The sequence below is a fragment of the Flavobacterium sp. 2755 genome, from assembly GCF_031455715.1.
Taxonomy (GTDB): domain Bacteria; phylum Bacteroidota; class Bacteroidia; order Flavobacteriales; family Flavobacteriaceae; genus Flavobacterium.
Map to the genome: position 1 here is coordinate 189,850 of NZ_JAVDTG010000002.1, position 12,935 is coordinate 202,784.

The window sequence follows — 12,935 nt, forward strand, 5'->3', positions numbered from 1 at the left end:
GTTTTCTAATTGAATAAACTGCTATAATTTTCTAAAACAGAATGAAGATAAATTTTATAATCGAAAGTATTTTACCATTATTATTTGTGTTGCCACTGACTATTCTTTTTATAAAGGATAAATCTCAAATTAATATAATTGCACTTTTTTCTGTAGTTTTTATTGTACATGAAATAATTCTTCATTTGCCAAAAGAATTTATTGAGCTTCAATTAATCAAAGGAAAATGGAATTGGACCGGAAAGTTGGCAGGAATCATTTTCGGAATTTTCACATACATGATATTAAGGGATAAATTGAAACCTTTCGATTTTTTGAGATTTAGACAGTACCCTAAAACTTTTTTTAAAACCTTAGTAGTTGTTTTAATTATGGTTTGTATTTCTTTTTTTTCGTATTTTGATACTGCAAAAGAATTTGACTGGGAAACACTCATTTTTCAATTGACGATGCCGGGTTTCGATGAAGAAATAATATTCCGGGCAATTCTTTTAGGATTATTATTAACGTGCTTAAATGATAACATTAAAATTAGCAGATGGACTTTAGGAAATCCAAGTGTTCTAATTGTGAGCCTTTTATTTGGATTAGTACATGGAATTCATTTTAAAAATAATTTTGAATTTGAGTTTTATCCATTTTTTGCATCCTCTCTCTATGGTTATGTTTGGGGCTGGATAACAATTAAGAGCAGAAGTATTCTGCTTCCAATAATATCTCATAATTTGACAAACTTTTTGAATAATGTATTAAGAATGATTTAATAGAATTATAATCTATTGGAGTTGAGTTTACAGCGAATAATTAAATTTGGAATAAAATGACATTGAAAAAACATATATTTAAGGCAGTATTAAACTGGACTTCAAAACAAAATTCAGCCGAATCATCAAGGAAATTCTACAGCAAAAGCCATCAAATTAAAATTGAAGGAAAACCGGTTTTAGATGTTTCAGCTGCAAAAGCTTTCAAAGGCGATCCATCATTATATAATCCCGAAGATTTATTACTGAGTAGTTTGGTTTCTTGTCATATGATGTCATACTTATATGTGTGTTCTCAAAACAGAATAGAAGTTCTAGAGTATTCAGACAATGCTGAGGCAACACTCGAAGTTTCTCCAGACGGAAGCGGGCGTTTTGTTGAGGTTAGATTATATCCGAAGATAAAAATTTCAAATCCAGATCAAATCAAATTGGCTTTAGAGTTACATTTTAAAGCAAATCAATTGTGTTTTATTGCTAATTCGTGTAATTTTCCTGTTTTACATGAGGCGAGTTGTGAGGTTTAAACCATATAAGTTATATAAGTAAATATAAATATGAGTTATAAAAAGACAGCTATTAAATGAACTTATATAACTTATATGGTGGAAATAATCCTCCTAAAACTAAAAAAACCTCTTCCGTTAAGAAGAGGTTTTTTGTACCCGGAGCCGGAGTCGAACCGGCACGGTTTCCCACAGGTGTTTGAGACCAGCGCGTCTACCAATTCCGCCATCCGGGCTTAGCAGACGAAAAAATAATGATAAATCAGTTATTTTAACGCAATAGAATGAGAACAAAAATGTGCCCATTCCTTTAACACGGTGCAAATGTAAAAAATAAAATTAAATGTTCTACTAAAAATACTTAAATATTTCCTTTCAGTCTCCAATAAATTTTATAAATTTGCACCTCGTTAAAACGACGCACACACAACTAACTACACCCGAGGCATTTATACAAGTCTGGCTTTACGAAAATCATAAAGTCGAATTGTGCAGAGCGCAGCGGAGCAAAAACAACAAATTATAATGTCGCACCTAGAACCAGAAGCTAAAATTTTTGCTTGTTCACAAAGTGTTTATCTTGCAGAAAAAATTGCAGAACAATACGGAATTCCGTTAGGAAAAGTAACGATGTCAACGTATAGTGACGGAGAATTTCAACCGTCTTACGAAGAATCAATAAGAGGATTACGTGTTTTTATTGTGTGTTCAACTTTCCCATCTGCAGATAATTTGATGGAATTGTTATTAATGATTGATGCAGCAAAACGTGCATCAGCAAGACATATTACAGCTGTTATGCCTTATTTTGGTTGGGCAAGACAGGATAGAAAAGACAAACCAAGAGTGCCGATTGGAGCGAAGTTAGTAGCAAATCTATTAACCGCTGCAGGAGCAACAAGAATCATGACAATGGATTTGCATGCAGATCAAATTCAGGGATTCTTTGAAAAACCAGTAGATCATTTATTTGCATCTACAATCTTTTTGCCTTACGTGCAGAGTTTAAATTTAGAAAATTTGACTATTGCATCTCCAGACATGGGAGGTTCAAAAAGAGCTTATGCTTACTCTAAGTTTTTAGAATCAGATGTAGTAATCTGCTATAAACAAAGAAAAGCAGCGAACGTTATCGACACTATGGAATTGATTGGTGAGGTTAAAGGTCGTAACGTAATCTTAGTAGACGACATGATCGATACAGGAGGAACTTTAGCAAAAGCAGCCGACTTAATGATCGAAAAAGGAGCACTAAGCGTAAGAGCAATTTGTACACACGCTATTTTATCAGGCGGTGCGTATGAGAAAATTGAAAATTCGAAACTAACAGAATTAATCGTAACAGATTCAATTCCGTTAAAGAAAGAATCAAACAAAATTAGAGTAGTGAGTTGTGCACCTCTTTTTGCCGAAGTTATGCACATGGTGCACCACAACAATTCCATTAGTGGAAAATTTATCATGTAGAAGCAATAGGCTGTAGGCTTTAAGCCGTAAGCTTTGTTTCTCATTTTAAAAAGCGTAAAGCCTAGTGCCTAAAGCTTAAAGCAAACGAGAATATTTATTAATAACTATATTTTTTTACAATGAAATCGATTACAATTAAAGGATCAGAAAGAGAAAGCGTGGGCAAAGTGTCAACTAAAGCCTTACGTAATGCTGGAGCGGTTCCTTGCGTGTTATACGGAGGAAATCAGGCAGTACATTTCTCAGCGGACGCTGCGGCATTCAAAAACTTGGTTTACACTCCAAACGCTCACACAGTTGTGATCGAACTTGGAAAAGGAAAATCATTCAATGCAATTTTGCAAGACATTCAGGTTCATCCGGTATCTGACAAAATTTTACACATTGACTTCTTCCAATTATTTGATGATAAAGAAATCACAATGGAAGTCCCTGTGAAAATCGTTGGTACATCTAAAGGTGTTCTTGCCGGAGGTGTTTTACGTTTAAACACTCGTAAATTAAAAGTAAAAGCTTTACCTAAAAATCTTCCTGATTTTGTTGAAGCGGATATTACTCCACTTGAAATGGGTAACAAATTATACGTTACTAAAGTTGGTGCTCCAGAATACAAAATTATGCACCCAGACAACACAGTTGTTGCTCAGGTAAGAATTTCACGTGCTGCTATGAAAGCTGCTCAAGAAGCTGCAAAAGCTGCAAAAGCTCCTGCAAAAGGAAAGAAAAAATAATTTTTTTCAACTCAATACAAAAAGCCTCAATCTTACGATTGGGGCTTTTTTTTGAGTTTCTAAGTTTCTAAGGTGTTGAGATACTAAGTTTTTTCATTGCTGTCAGGCTGAGCGAAGTCGAAGCCCGCACAAAGTATTAAATTTAGATTATCGAGTATCTTGCGGTCCTTCTCCCGAGGCTTCGGGATCGCTCAGGATGACAATATTGAACATACAAGTAAAAATTAGTGTAAACCAGTTTTATCCGCGTCATCTGTGTGCCATTGTTAACAATCTTCGCTGTTAAAAAATAATTATCCAATCAACCAATTGGCACATTCTCTAATTAATCTTACTTTTGCAAACATGATAAAATGGATAACAAAACTGTTTTCATCAACACAAAAAGAAGAGAACATAGATAATATGAAGAAATATTTAATCGTTGGTTTAGGGAATATCGGAGCCGAATACGTAAACACAAGGCACAATATCGGATTTAAAGTATTAGACTTTTTAGCCAGAAAAGAAAGTCTTTCATTTGAAACCGTAAAACTAGGATCTTTGGCCGAATATAAGTTTAAAGGAAGAACGTTCTTTCTGCTTAAACCAAATACTTACATGAACCTTAGCGGGAAAGCAGTAAAATACTGGATGGATAAAGAAAATATTCCATTAGAAAATATCTTGGTAATTACAGATGATTTAAACTTGTCTTTCGGAACTATCAGAATTAAACCAAAAGGAAGTGATGGCGGACATAACGGATTAAAAAACATTAATCTCGTTTTAAACACGCAGCAATATACCCGATTCAGATTTGGAATCAGCGATCAATTTAAAAAAGGACAGCAGATAGATTATGTTTTGGGAGAATGGAATGATGACGAAAATTCAAAATTACCAGAACGTTTAGAAACTTCAGCTGAAATTATTAGATCTTTTGGAACAGCCGGATTAGAAAATACAATGACAACCTTTAATGGAAAATAAAGATTTTCAGTTATTTATATTTTAATTAATCAATAAATCGATTAATTAAATTGAATTATAACGAAATAGTATTTTCAATTCCAAAGTTAAATGTCTAAATTTGGGATAAATTATTATAAACCATAAAAATCCTTATATCATGGCTTTTGAATTACCACAATTACCTTATGCATATGATGCATTAGAACCACATATTGATGCGCGTACAATGGAAATCCACCATACAAAGCACCACAATGCATACACTACAAATCTTAACGCTGCTATCGCAGGAACTGATTTAGAAGGAAAAACAATCGAAAATATCTTAATCAACCTAGATAAATCAAACGCTGCAGTTCGTAATAATGGTGGAGGTTTTTACAACCACAATTTATTCTGGACAGTAATGTCTCCAAACGGAGGAGGATTACCAACAGGAGATTTATTAGCTGCTATCGAAGATTCTTTTGGAACTTTCGAAGAGTTTAAAGCAAAATTTGCTAAAGCTGGAGCAACTCAGTTTGGTTCAGGATGGGCTTGGTTAACAGTATTAAAAGGAGGAAAATTAGAAGTTGTAGGTACTCCAAATCAAGATAATCCATTAATGCCGGAAGTTGCTGGTAATGGTGGAACTCCAATCTTAGGAATGGATGTTTGGGAGCACGCTTATTATTTAAACTACCAAAACAGAAGACCAGATTATATTGAGGCTTTCTTCAGTGTAATTAACTGGACAGAAGTTGCTAGAAGATATGCTTTAGACAAATAAGAAAATAGAGCAAAGAATAAAGAGAAAAGACGAGTGCCAAATGGTACTCGTCTTTTTTTATATCTATAAGTCTAGTCTTTATTCTTTTTTCTTCTCTAAAAAAAGAAAATAAAAAAGGCGGAATCTCTTCCACCTTTTTTGCCCCAAATCTACCATAAACTTAACCTACTAATGTTATGGTTTTATAAATGTATGACAGTTATTTTTATTAAGAAAATTTTTCGGATGAAAGGTAAATATATCCGATGAAATGAATATAATGACTTAAAGGAGAAATACTTGAGTTTATTCCAATAAAAAAGGTGGAATCTCTTCCACCCTTTTTGCCCCAAATCTACCATAAACTTAACCTACTAATGTTATGGTTTCCCAAAAGTATTGTAGCTTTTCATTTTTACCAAACAAACAGGATAAACGGCAAAAAAAACCGATGAAATGCACAAATTAACCTTTTGTTAATACTTTTTTAATACGCTCTGGCGTCTTTTCCTTCGTAGAAATTCATAAACGCACGGTTTACAACACGGTTTCCTCCTGGGGTAGGATAATCACCTGTAAAGTACCAGTCTCCTAAGTTTTTAGGACACGCAATATGTAAATCTTCTACTTTTTGGAAAATAATTTTTACTTCGGCATTAATTTCAGGAGAACTTAACATCTCGGCAATTTTATCTGAAATCTCTTCTGGTGTAAATTGATCGTAAATTGCTGTTACGTAATTCACAACATCTTTATCTGCGAAATTTTCCTGTGCTTTACATTTAGCATAAACTTCGTCAACAATATGATATAAGTTTCTTTCTTTCAATAACGTTAAAGCAGCTCTAAAGGCAACTAGTCCTTCAAGTTTTGCCATATCAATTCCGTAACAGTCTGGATAACGAATTTGTGGAGCCGATGAAACAATAACAATACGTTTTGGTTTTAAACGGTCCATCATTTTAATGATACTCATTTTTAATGTAGTACCACGAACAATACTATCGTCAATAATAACCAAGTTGTCTTCTGGTTTAATTACGCCGTAAGTAACATCATAAACGTGAGCCACTAAATCGTCACGGCTGCTGTCTTCAGTAATAAAGGTTCTAAGTTTAGCATCTTTAATAGCCACTTTTTCTGTACGTATTTTTACAGCTAAAAGTTCCTGAAGCGTTTCTGCAGTAAGTGTATTTCTATTTTCTAGAATATAATTGTTTTTTCTCTGATTTAAGAAATCCTGAGCAGCTTCGACTAAACCATAAAATGAAGTTTCGGCTGTATTTGGAATATAAGAGAAAACAGTATTGTCTGTATCACTGTCAATTGCATTAAGAACAGCAGGTAAAATTAATTTACCTAAGTTTTTACGTTCCTGATAAATTTCAGCATCACTTCCTCTTGAGAAATAAATTCTTTCAAACGAACAAGCTTTCTTTACAGTTGGTTCTAAGATTTGATTCATAGAAACTTTTCCGTTTTTCTTGATAATCAAAGCGTGACCCGGATCGATTTCCTGAACACTTTCAAACGGAACATTAAATACAGTTTGAATAACAGGTCTTTCAGAAGCAACGACAACGACTTCATCATCTTGGTAAAAATATGCTGGACGAATTCCGGCTGGATCTCTAAAAACAAAAGCGTCTCCATGACCTAATAATCCGGCCATTGCGTAACCTCCGTCTAAGTTTTTAGCAGAACGGGCTAATATTTTTGCAATATCCAAACGTTCAGCAATTACTGGCGAAGCTTCTCTTTTTGAGTAACCTTCAGCTTTACAGTCTTGGTACAATTGCATAACTTCTTTATCTAAGAAGTGACCAATTTTTTCCATTACCGTAACAGTATCAGCCATTTCTTTTGGGTGCTGTCCTAATTCAACTAAGTTTTCGAAAAGCTCTTTAACATTCGTCATATTAAAGTTTCCTGCCAAAATCAAGTTACGGTGCATCCAGTTACTTTGACGTAAAAATGGATGAACGCTTTCGATACTGTTTTTTCCGAAAGTTCCGTAACGAACGTGTCCTAAAAACAATTCGCCAACATATGGAATTTCCGATTTTATTTTTTGAACATCTTCACCAATTTCAGGCTGTGCTTTTAACTCTTCACTGATTCGCTCATTGATTTGTTTAAAAACATCTTGTATTGGCTGAGAGTGGTTTGAACGAACTCTGCTTATGTAGCGTTGCCCAGGTTCAACATCTAGTTTGATGCTTGCAAAACCAGCTCCGTCTTGTCCACGGTTGTGCTGCTTTTCCATCATCAAATACATTTTCTGAATTCCGTAAAAAGCAGTTCCGTATTTTTCTTTATAATATTCAAGCGGTTTGAGAAGTCTAACTAAGGCTATACCACATTCGTGTTTTAAAGCGTCGCTCATTGTTTTTTGTATTTTGTGTTGTTGTAAGTTGTGTGTATTAACGTAATAAAAAAAGCCCCGTGTTATCGAGGCTTTTGGGCATTATATTTCTATGTCAAACTGAGTTAACGACTTAAATTGCTGTAATCGAATCGCTACTTCTGCTTTGCTTAATGTTTCCATCCTTTCAGTTCCAAATTTTTCTACGCAGAACGAAGCTAAATTTGAACCGTAAATAATTGCGTTTTTCAAATTGTTAAACGAAATGTTTTCGCTTTGTGCAATGAATCCAGAAAATCCTCCTGCAAAAGTGTCTCCAGCTCCTGTTGGATCAAAAACATCTTCTAGCGGTAAAGCTGGTGCAAAGAATACTTCTCTATTGTGGAATAAAAGTGCGCCATGTTCTCCTTTTTTGATCACCACATATTTTGGTCCCATATCCTGGATTTTAGCCGCTGCTTTTACTAATGAATATTCACCAGAAAGTTGTCTTGCTTCTTCGTCATTGATTGTAATAACATCTACACGTTTAATAACGTCTAATAATTCCGGAAGAGCGCAGTCCATCCAAAAGTTCATTGTATCTAAAACAACTAATTTTGGTTTTTTCTCTAATTGATCTAAAACGCTGCTTTGTACTAACGGATGTAAATTTCCTAACATTACAACATCAGCATCTTTATAGTTTTGAGGAACTTTTGGCTGAAAATCAGCTAAAACGTTCAACTCAGTAACCAATGTATCTCTAGAGTTTAAATCATTGTGGTATAAACCGCTCCAAAAAAACGTTTTACCGCCTTTTACAATTTCGATACCAGAGATATCAATATTTTTTGAAGTTAATAAGTCTAAATGTTCTTGTGGAAAATCGTCGCCAACTACAGAAACGATAGCCGATTGCAAGTTAAAAAATGAAGCTGATAAACCAATGTATGTTGCAGCACCACCTAAAATTTTATCTGTTTTTCCGAAAGGAGTTTCAATCGCATCGAAAGCAACCGTTCCAACAATCAATAATTTATTCATTTTATGAATTTCGAATTAGGGTGCAAAGATACTCTATAAGTTACAATATTGCAACGGTTTAGGTTCTCAAAATTTTCTTAAAAAAAAGATATCGATTTCGGGGCTAATTCCATTGTAAATGAATGAATTATATTTGGTTTTTGAGAGTGCTTAAAATATGTTTTCCGAATTTAAATCGCAAGTTTTATTTTGAAAAAATCGCTTAATATTTTTGCTAGATTTGTTTCAACATCAAATTCCATTTATGAAAAAAAACGTAATCATATTAATGTTGTTGTGTCTTTTGATTTCCTGCGAAAGAAAAGAGCCTAATTTTTCTGAAGAAATGATTGAGAAATTGGTTTATCAGGGTAATAATAAAGATGGATTTGCAATTCCTACTCCGTATAATTCCTTTGATTTATACATTCGTACATATAATAATGAAATTTTTATAACGAATTCTAGTTATTTATATGAATCCTACAAACGTTACTATATAACCAAATTTAAAAGCTTTAAAGAGTTTTTGGAAGTTGTTTTAGATGAAAATTATGTCTTTGTCAAGACGAATCCAAAAATAATGCTTGCAAGATATTTTGAATTAAATCAAAAAATCGAAAAAGAATATTCGACCTTAGGATTTGATAAATTTTTAAAGAAATATTCTGAACGATCAAATAGGGAAAATCAAATTGAATTGAAGAAATCAATTATACAATCAGAAGAATATGCTACAATTAGCTACTTATTATATTTAAACCGATATGATGTTAGTTTTGATGATATCCATGTTAGATATTCTATAATTAAAAGAGAAGATTCGTTCAAACAATAACGCTACAACTGATACTTCTTATCAAAATAATTCTTCAAAACCCCAATTTGAATTAAAACCATAAAAGGAACAATTAAAATAGCATACAATATAGTTTTAGAAATATGAATACCAGAAACAATTGCCGAAATTTTATCGGTATACGATTTTCCTATTTCTAAATTATTTTCTGCTCCGGCAAAATACATATTATATATAGCTAAAAGAGCCAAAGCAAATCCAATAAAAATCCATGTTGAGATGGAAATTAAAGGTTTGTAAGGTTTGACTTTTACTTCTTCGGCAGCAAGGATTTTTGACATTATATTTGAAGTAAAGTCGGCAGATGGCGATTGAAGCGTATTTTCAGCCATCATTTTCTCAATAAGATTTTCTATATTTTTATCTTCCTCTTTCATAATACTCTACTATTTCTGGTTCTAACTGCTTTTTTAAAATTACGGCTAATTTTTGTCGGCTCCTAAATAATTTTACCTTGACATTATTAGCATTGATGCTCATGATTTTGCCAATTTCTTCTAAGTTTTGATCTTCAAAATAAAACAAAGTCAGCAGGAAATTCTCTTCACTTGGTAACAAATTTAAACAATTTTGAATGGTTTGCTTTCGTTCCTTATCTTCTAAAGCACTTAAAGCATTATCCATCGTTTTGATCAAATGAGATGAAAAATCATCTATCGAAATATTCAAATCTTCTTTTTTGCTTTTCTTTAATCTGTCGAGGCAAGTATTATAAGCAATCTTATAAATCCAGGTTGAAAACTTAGAATCACCCTTAAATTTATTGAGCGAATTATAAATTTTGATAAAAGTGTCTTGTGAAACTTCTTCTGCTTCCTCTCTGTTTTTTACCATTTTGAGTGCCAAAGTAAAGATCATATTCTTATAACGATCTACCAGCACGGCAAACGCATTGGTTTGTCCCTGCAGAACTTTATCGATATAATGCTGATCATTTAATGTACTCATATTATATAGGACGACAGTTTATTTGTTCAGGTTACAAGAAAATTAAAATAAATTCTAAATTTTTTTAAAAGCACAAATTCTAAATGGAAAATCCAATATTAAAATTCCAAATTTCAATTTGATTATATATACATATATATATAAGTATAGAACTTTGTCAAAAACTTATATTCACAATTTGTTCACGTATTCTTGTCATTTCGACGAAGGAGAAATATCCACAAGTAACTCCGCAACGAGAGTCTAAATCTTTGACGAGCTTCTCGAGGAGATTTCTCCTTCGTCGAAATGACAATTACGACTCGTATTTGTTATTAAATACTTTTAATAAAACTCAAAATTAACTGATAATCAGCAAGTTTTGGAGTTTGAAATTTAAAAATTTAAATTTTTTTAATTTTCTTGTAACCTGAATTTAAAAAGCCTCGTCATATGGAGTATCAATCAATTAATAAAAACATAAAATTATGGGACCACAAGTTTTAGTACCGCTTAGTTTATTTTTGATGATCTTCGGGATTGTCTATCTTATTTATTCAACACGAAACAGAGAGCGTTTGGCTCTTATAGAAAAAGGAGTTGATGCCAGCATCTTTTTAAAAGGAAAGATAAATGGAGGTTCAGCATGGAAAATTTTTGTTGTAAATCTTGCTTTCTTATTAATAGGAAGTGGAGTTGGAATTTTTCTTGCCTTGATTATTACAACTTACACTTCTCTTAACGATGGTGCAGTTTATCCTTCAATTATTTTTATAATGGCTGGTATTGGGCTTTTGGTAGGGTTTAAAACCGCAAAAGATTTAGACAAAGAGTAGTAGAGTATGTAAAGATTTTAAGTTAGTAATTAAAAAACGCGTTTAAAGCAATTGTTTTAAACGCGTTTTTGTTATTCTTTAGATCCAATGGTTTCGTAATAAACATCAACAGAAAGCTTGGGCTGTGCTGATGCCATAACGGCAAGTTCGTCGCAGCGTTCATTTTGTGGATGATTATTGTGACCTTTTATCCATTTAAAATCTACCTGATGTTTACGATAAATAATTAAAAAGCGTTTCCATAAATCGGGATTTTTTCTGCCGGCAAATTTCTTTTTTTCCCAGCCCAAAACCCATTTTTTTTCAACAGAATCGACTACATATTTAGAATCAGAAATTACAAGGACTTTCATATTTGGCTTTTTCAGTTTTTCTAAACCAACAATTACAGCCAAAAGTTCCATTCTGTTATTAGTAGTAAGTCGAAAACCTTCGTAAAATTCTTTTTTATGCGGAGTTCCAACCAATTCCATGACCACGCCATAGCCGCCATTTCCCGGATTTCCTTTTGCAGCGCCATCTGTATATATATGTACTTCGTGTTGGGTCATTTTATTTTTTTGTTAACCATATAAGTTATATAAGTCCATTTAAAGTATTGTCTTATATTTCTTAGGTTATTTAAAAGTTCATTCCGATTTTAGTATTTTTTAAACGCCAGCCTTAAATTATCTTATATAACTTATATGGTTTTAAATTTTAGAATCTGAATCTTCCAAAATTCTATGAATAATCTCAGGAAAATGTTTTTGCTCTAATTCATGAATCTTTTCAGCCACCGTTTCCGGAGTATCTTCTTCAGTTAAAAGAACATTTTGCTGAAATATGATACCGCCTTCATCGTAGTTTTCGTTTACATAATGAATCGAGATTCCGGTTTCTTTTTCCTTATTATTAACTATTGCTCTGTGTATATGCATTCCGTACATTCCTTTGCCTCCATATTTAGGTAAAAGCGCTGGATGAATGTTGATTATTTTGTTTGGATACTCCTCAATTATGTTTTCGGGAAATTTCAATAAAAAACCGGCAAGAACTATCAAATCCGGGTCGATTTTTTGTATTTTTTGTAATACGTTTCTTTCTAAAAGTTCGCTTTTTTCGAAAATTTCGATAGGAATTTGATGATTTTTTGCTCTTTCAATAACTTTTGCCGAAGCATTATTTGTAAAAATAGAAACGACCTTTGCAATTTCAATGTTCGAAAAATATTTTATAATGTTTTCTGCGTTAGTTCCTGATCCTGAGGCAAAAACGATAATTTTTTTCATAATAGAATTTATTTTGAGAATGCAAAAAACGGAATAAAAATCGAAAATAAATAGCTTTAAAAGACCTTTCTTGAAATTAATTTTATAAATTAGTGTCACATTTATAAACTAAATAGTTGTTTTAAAATAAAGTTTTTTATTTTTGCCAACAAATTAAATTCTAAAATTAAAGATTATGTCAGACATTGCATCAAGAGTAAAAGCGATTATCGTAGACAAATTAGGTGTTGACGAAAACGAAGTTGTAACAGAAGCAAGCTTCACTAATGATTTGGGAGCTGACTCATTAGACACTGTTGAGCTTATTATGGAATTCGAAAAAGAATTTGATATTCAAATTCCAGACGATCAAGCAGAAAACATTGCTACTGTAGGTCAAGCTATTTCTTATATCGAGGAAGCTAAAAAATAATAATACCACACCCGATTTCTAAAAATCCCAATTTTTGAAATTCCAAATTCCAATTGGAATTTGATTTTTGAAATGTGAAATTTTTAAGAG

At 32.5% G+C, this 12,935-nt stretch carries 15 protein-coding genes and 1 tRNA gene; 9 read left to right on the top strand and 7 right to left on the bottom strand.

All coding sequences use genetic code 11. The features are described 5' to 3' along the window. The first annotated feature begins 41 nt into the window (after window positions 1–41). Together J2Y38_RS04615 and J2Y38_RS04620 are read left to right on the top strand one after the other, a co-directional pair. The gene (locus J2Y38_RS04615; protein WP_309840013.1) at window positions 42–764 is read left to right on the top strand and encodes a CPBP family intramembrane glutamic endopeptidase; all 723 of its coding nucleotides are present in this window, start codon (window positions 42–44) and stop codon (window positions 762–764) included. Between the two features lie 56 nt (window positions 765–820). Then, window positions 821–1,291, top strand: coding sequence for an OsmC family protein (locus tag J2Y38_RS04620; RefSeq protein WP_309840015.1), 471 nt, complete (start codon window positions 821–823; stop codon window positions 1,289–1,291). 135 nt (window positions 1,292–1,426) lie between these two features. Here the strand turns inward: J2Y38_RS04620 and J2Y38_RS04625 are convergent. Next, window positions 1,427–1,506, bottom strand: a tRNA-Leu gene (locus tag J2Y38_RS04625). A 289-nt stretch (window positions 1,507–1,795) separates the two neighbouring features. On the opposite strand from J2Y38_RS04625, the gene J2Y38_RS04630 reads away from it, so the two are divergent. The 4 genes from J2Y38_RS04630 to J2Y38_RS04645 all read left to right on the top strand — a co-directional run bounded on the left by J2Y38_RS04630 (window position 1,796) and on the right by J2Y38_RS04645 (window position 5,191). After that, the gene (locus J2Y38_RS04630; RefSeq protein WP_053472911.1) at window positions 1,796–2,737 is read left to right on the top strand and encodes a ribose-phosphate pyrophosphokinase; all 942 of its coding nucleotides are present in this window, start codon (window positions 1,796–1,798) and stop codon (window positions 2,735–2,737) included. 119 nt (window positions 2,738–2,856) lie between these two features. After that, window positions 2,857–3,468, top strand: coding sequence for a 50S ribosomal protein L25/general stress protein Ctc (locus J2Y38_RS04635; RefSeq protein ID WP_053472910.1), 612 nt, complete (start codon window positions 2,857–2,859; stop codon window positions 3,466–3,468). A 345-nt stretch (window positions 3,469–3,813) separates the two neighbouring features. Next, window positions 3,814–4,440 (top strand): aminoacyl-tRNA hydrolase, encoded by a 627-nt coding sequence (gene pth, locus J2Y38_RS04640; RefSeq protein ID WP_073483906.1) that lies wholly within the window; start codon window positions 3,814–3,816, stop codon window positions 4,438–4,440. A 139-nt stretch (window positions 4,441–4,579) separates the two neighbouring features. After that, entirely contained in the window at window positions 4,580–5,191 is a 612-nt protein-coding gene (locus J2Y38_RS04645; RefSeq protein ID WP_053472908.1) for a superoxide dismutase, read from the top strand. Window positions 5,192–5,657: 466 nt separating this feature from the next. Here the strand turns inward: J2Y38_RS04645 and J2Y38_RS04650 are convergent, their stop codons facing one another. Both J2Y38_RS04650 and J2Y38_RS04655 read right to left on the bottom strand, forming a co-directional pair. After that, entirely contained in the window at window positions 5,658–7,556 is a 1,899-nt protein-coding gene (locus J2Y38_RS04650) for an amidophosphoribosyltransferase (RefSeq protein WP_309840019.1), read from the bottom strand. Between the two features lie 81 nt (window positions 7,557–7,637). Further along, window positions 7,638–8,561, bottom strand: coding sequence for a PfkB family carbohydrate kinase (locus tag J2Y38_RS04655; RefSeq protein WP_053472906.1), 924 nt, complete (start codon window positions 8,559–8,561; stop codon window positions 7,638–7,640). Window positions 8,562–8,805: 244 nt separating this feature from the next. On the opposite strand from J2Y38_RS04655, the gene J2Y38_RS04660 reads away from it, so the two are divergent. Continuing rightward, complete coding sequence (locus tag J2Y38_RS04660; RefSeq protein ID WP_309840023.1) at window positions 8,806–9,378, top strand: hypothetical protein; 573 nt, start codon at window positions 8,806–8,808, stop codon at window positions 9,376–9,378. A 2-nt stretch (window positions 9,379–9,380) separates the two neighbouring features. Here J2Y38_RS04660 and J2Y38_RS04665 read toward each other — a convergent pair whose 3' ends face one another. Together J2Y38_RS04665 and J2Y38_RS04670 are read right to left on the bottom strand one after the other, a co-directional pair. Next, window positions 9,381–9,776: a hypothetical protein gene (locus J2Y38_RS04665; RefSeq protein ID WP_309840026.1), complete on the bottom strand. Its 396-nt coding sequence runs from the start codon at window positions 9,774–9,776 to the stop codon at window positions 9,381–9,383. Then, window positions 9,760–10,347: a sigma-70 family RNA polymerase sigma factor gene (locus tag J2Y38_RS04670; protein WP_309840028.1), complete on the bottom strand. Its 588-nt coding sequence runs from the start codon at window positions 10,345–10,347 to the stop codon at window positions 9,760–9,762. The genes J2Y38_RS04665 and J2Y38_RS04670 overlap by 17 nt, the downstream gene beginning before the upstream one ends. A 467-nt stretch (window positions 10,348–10,814) precedes the next feature. Between J2Y38_RS04670 and J2Y38_RS04675 the strand changes: the two genes are divergently transcribed. Then, window positions 10,815–11,162: a DUF6249 domain-containing protein gene (locus J2Y38_RS04675; RefSeq protein WP_309840030.1), complete on the top strand. Its 348-nt coding sequence runs from the start codon at window positions 10,815–10,817 to the stop codon at window positions 11,160–11,162. Window positions 11,163–11,233: 71 nt separating this feature from the next. Here the strand turns inward: J2Y38_RS04675 and rnhA are convergent, their stop codons facing one another. Continuing rightward, window positions 11,234–11,713: a ribonuclease HI gene (gene rnhA / locus J2Y38_RS04680; RefSeq protein WP_053472902.1), complete on the bottom strand. Its 480-nt coding sequence runs from the start codon at window positions 11,711–11,713 to the stop codon at window positions 11,234–11,236. Window positions 11,714–11,854: 141 nt separating this feature from the next. Beyond that, complete coding sequence (gene purN, locus J2Y38_RS04685) at window positions 11,855–12,433, bottom strand: phosphoribosylglycinamide formyltransferase (protein ID WP_309840033.1); 579 nt, start codon at window positions 12,431–12,433, stop codon at window positions 11,855–11,857. Between the two features lie 175 nt (window positions 12,434–12,608). On the opposite strand from purN, the gene J2Y38_RS04690 reads away from it, so the two are divergent. Then, entirely contained in the window at window positions 12,609–12,845 is a 237-nt protein-coding gene (locus J2Y38_RS04690) for an acyl carrier protein (RefSeq protein WP_007137004.1), read from the top strand. The last annotated feature ends 90 nt before the right edge of the window (window positions 12,846–12,935 follow it).

Coding starts and splice junctions, on each gene's coding strand:
- J2Y38_RS04690 (WP_007137004.1), top strand. CDS start 12,609: ATGTCAGACATTGCATCAAGAGTAAAAGCGATTATCGTAGACAAATTA.
- pth (WP_073483906.1), top strand. CDS start 3,814: ATGATAAAATGGATAACAAAACTGTTTTCATCAACACAAAAAGAAGAG.
- rnhA (WP_053472902.1), bottom strand. CDS start 11,713: ATGACCCAACACGAAGTACATATATATACAGATGGCGCTGCAAAAGGA.
- J2Y38_RS04615 (WP_309840013.1), top strand. CDS start 42: ATGAAGATAAATTTTATAATCGAAAGTATTTTACCATTATTATTTGTG.
- J2Y38_RS04670 (WP_309840028.1), bottom strand. CDS start 10,347: ATGAGTACATTAAATGATCAGCATTATATCGATAAAGTTCTGCAGGGA.
- J2Y38_RS04645 (WP_053472908.1), top strand. CDS start 4,580: ATGGCTTTTGAATTACCACAATTACCTTATGCATATGATGCATTAGAA.
- J2Y38_RS04675 (WP_309840030.1), top strand. CDS start 10,815: ATGGGACCACAAGTTTTAGTACCGCTTAGTTTATTTTTGATGATCTTC.
- J2Y38_RS04660 (WP_309840023.1), top strand. CDS start 8,806: ATGAAAAAAAACGTAATCATATTAATGTTGTTGTGTCTTTTGATTTCC.
- J2Y38_RS04620 (WP_309840015.1), top strand. CDS start 821: ATGACATTGAAAAAACATATATTTAAGGCAGTATTAAACTGGACTTCA.
- purN (WP_309840033.1), bottom strand. CDS start 12,433: ATGAAAAAAATTATCGTTTTTGCCTCAGGATCAGGAACTAACGCAGAA.
- J2Y38_RS04635 (WP_053472910.1), top strand. CDS start 2,857: ATGAAATCGATTACAATTAAAGGATCAGAAAGAGAAAGCGTGGGCAAA.
- J2Y38_RS04655 (WP_053472906.1), bottom strand. CDS start 8,561: ATGAATAAATTATTGATTGTTGGAACGGTTGCTTTCGATGCGATTGAA.
- J2Y38_RS04630 (WP_053472911.1), top strand. CDS start 1,796: ATGTCGCACCTAGAACCAGAAGCTAAAATTTTTGCTTGTTCACAAAGT.
- J2Y38_RS04650 (WP_309840019.1), bottom strand. CDS start 7,556: ATGAGCGACGCTTTAAAACACGAATGTGGTATAGCCTTAGTTAGACTT.
- J2Y38_RS04665 (WP_309840026.1), bottom strand. CDS start 9,776: ATGAAAGAGGAAGATAAAAATATAGAAAATCTTATTGAGAAAATGATG.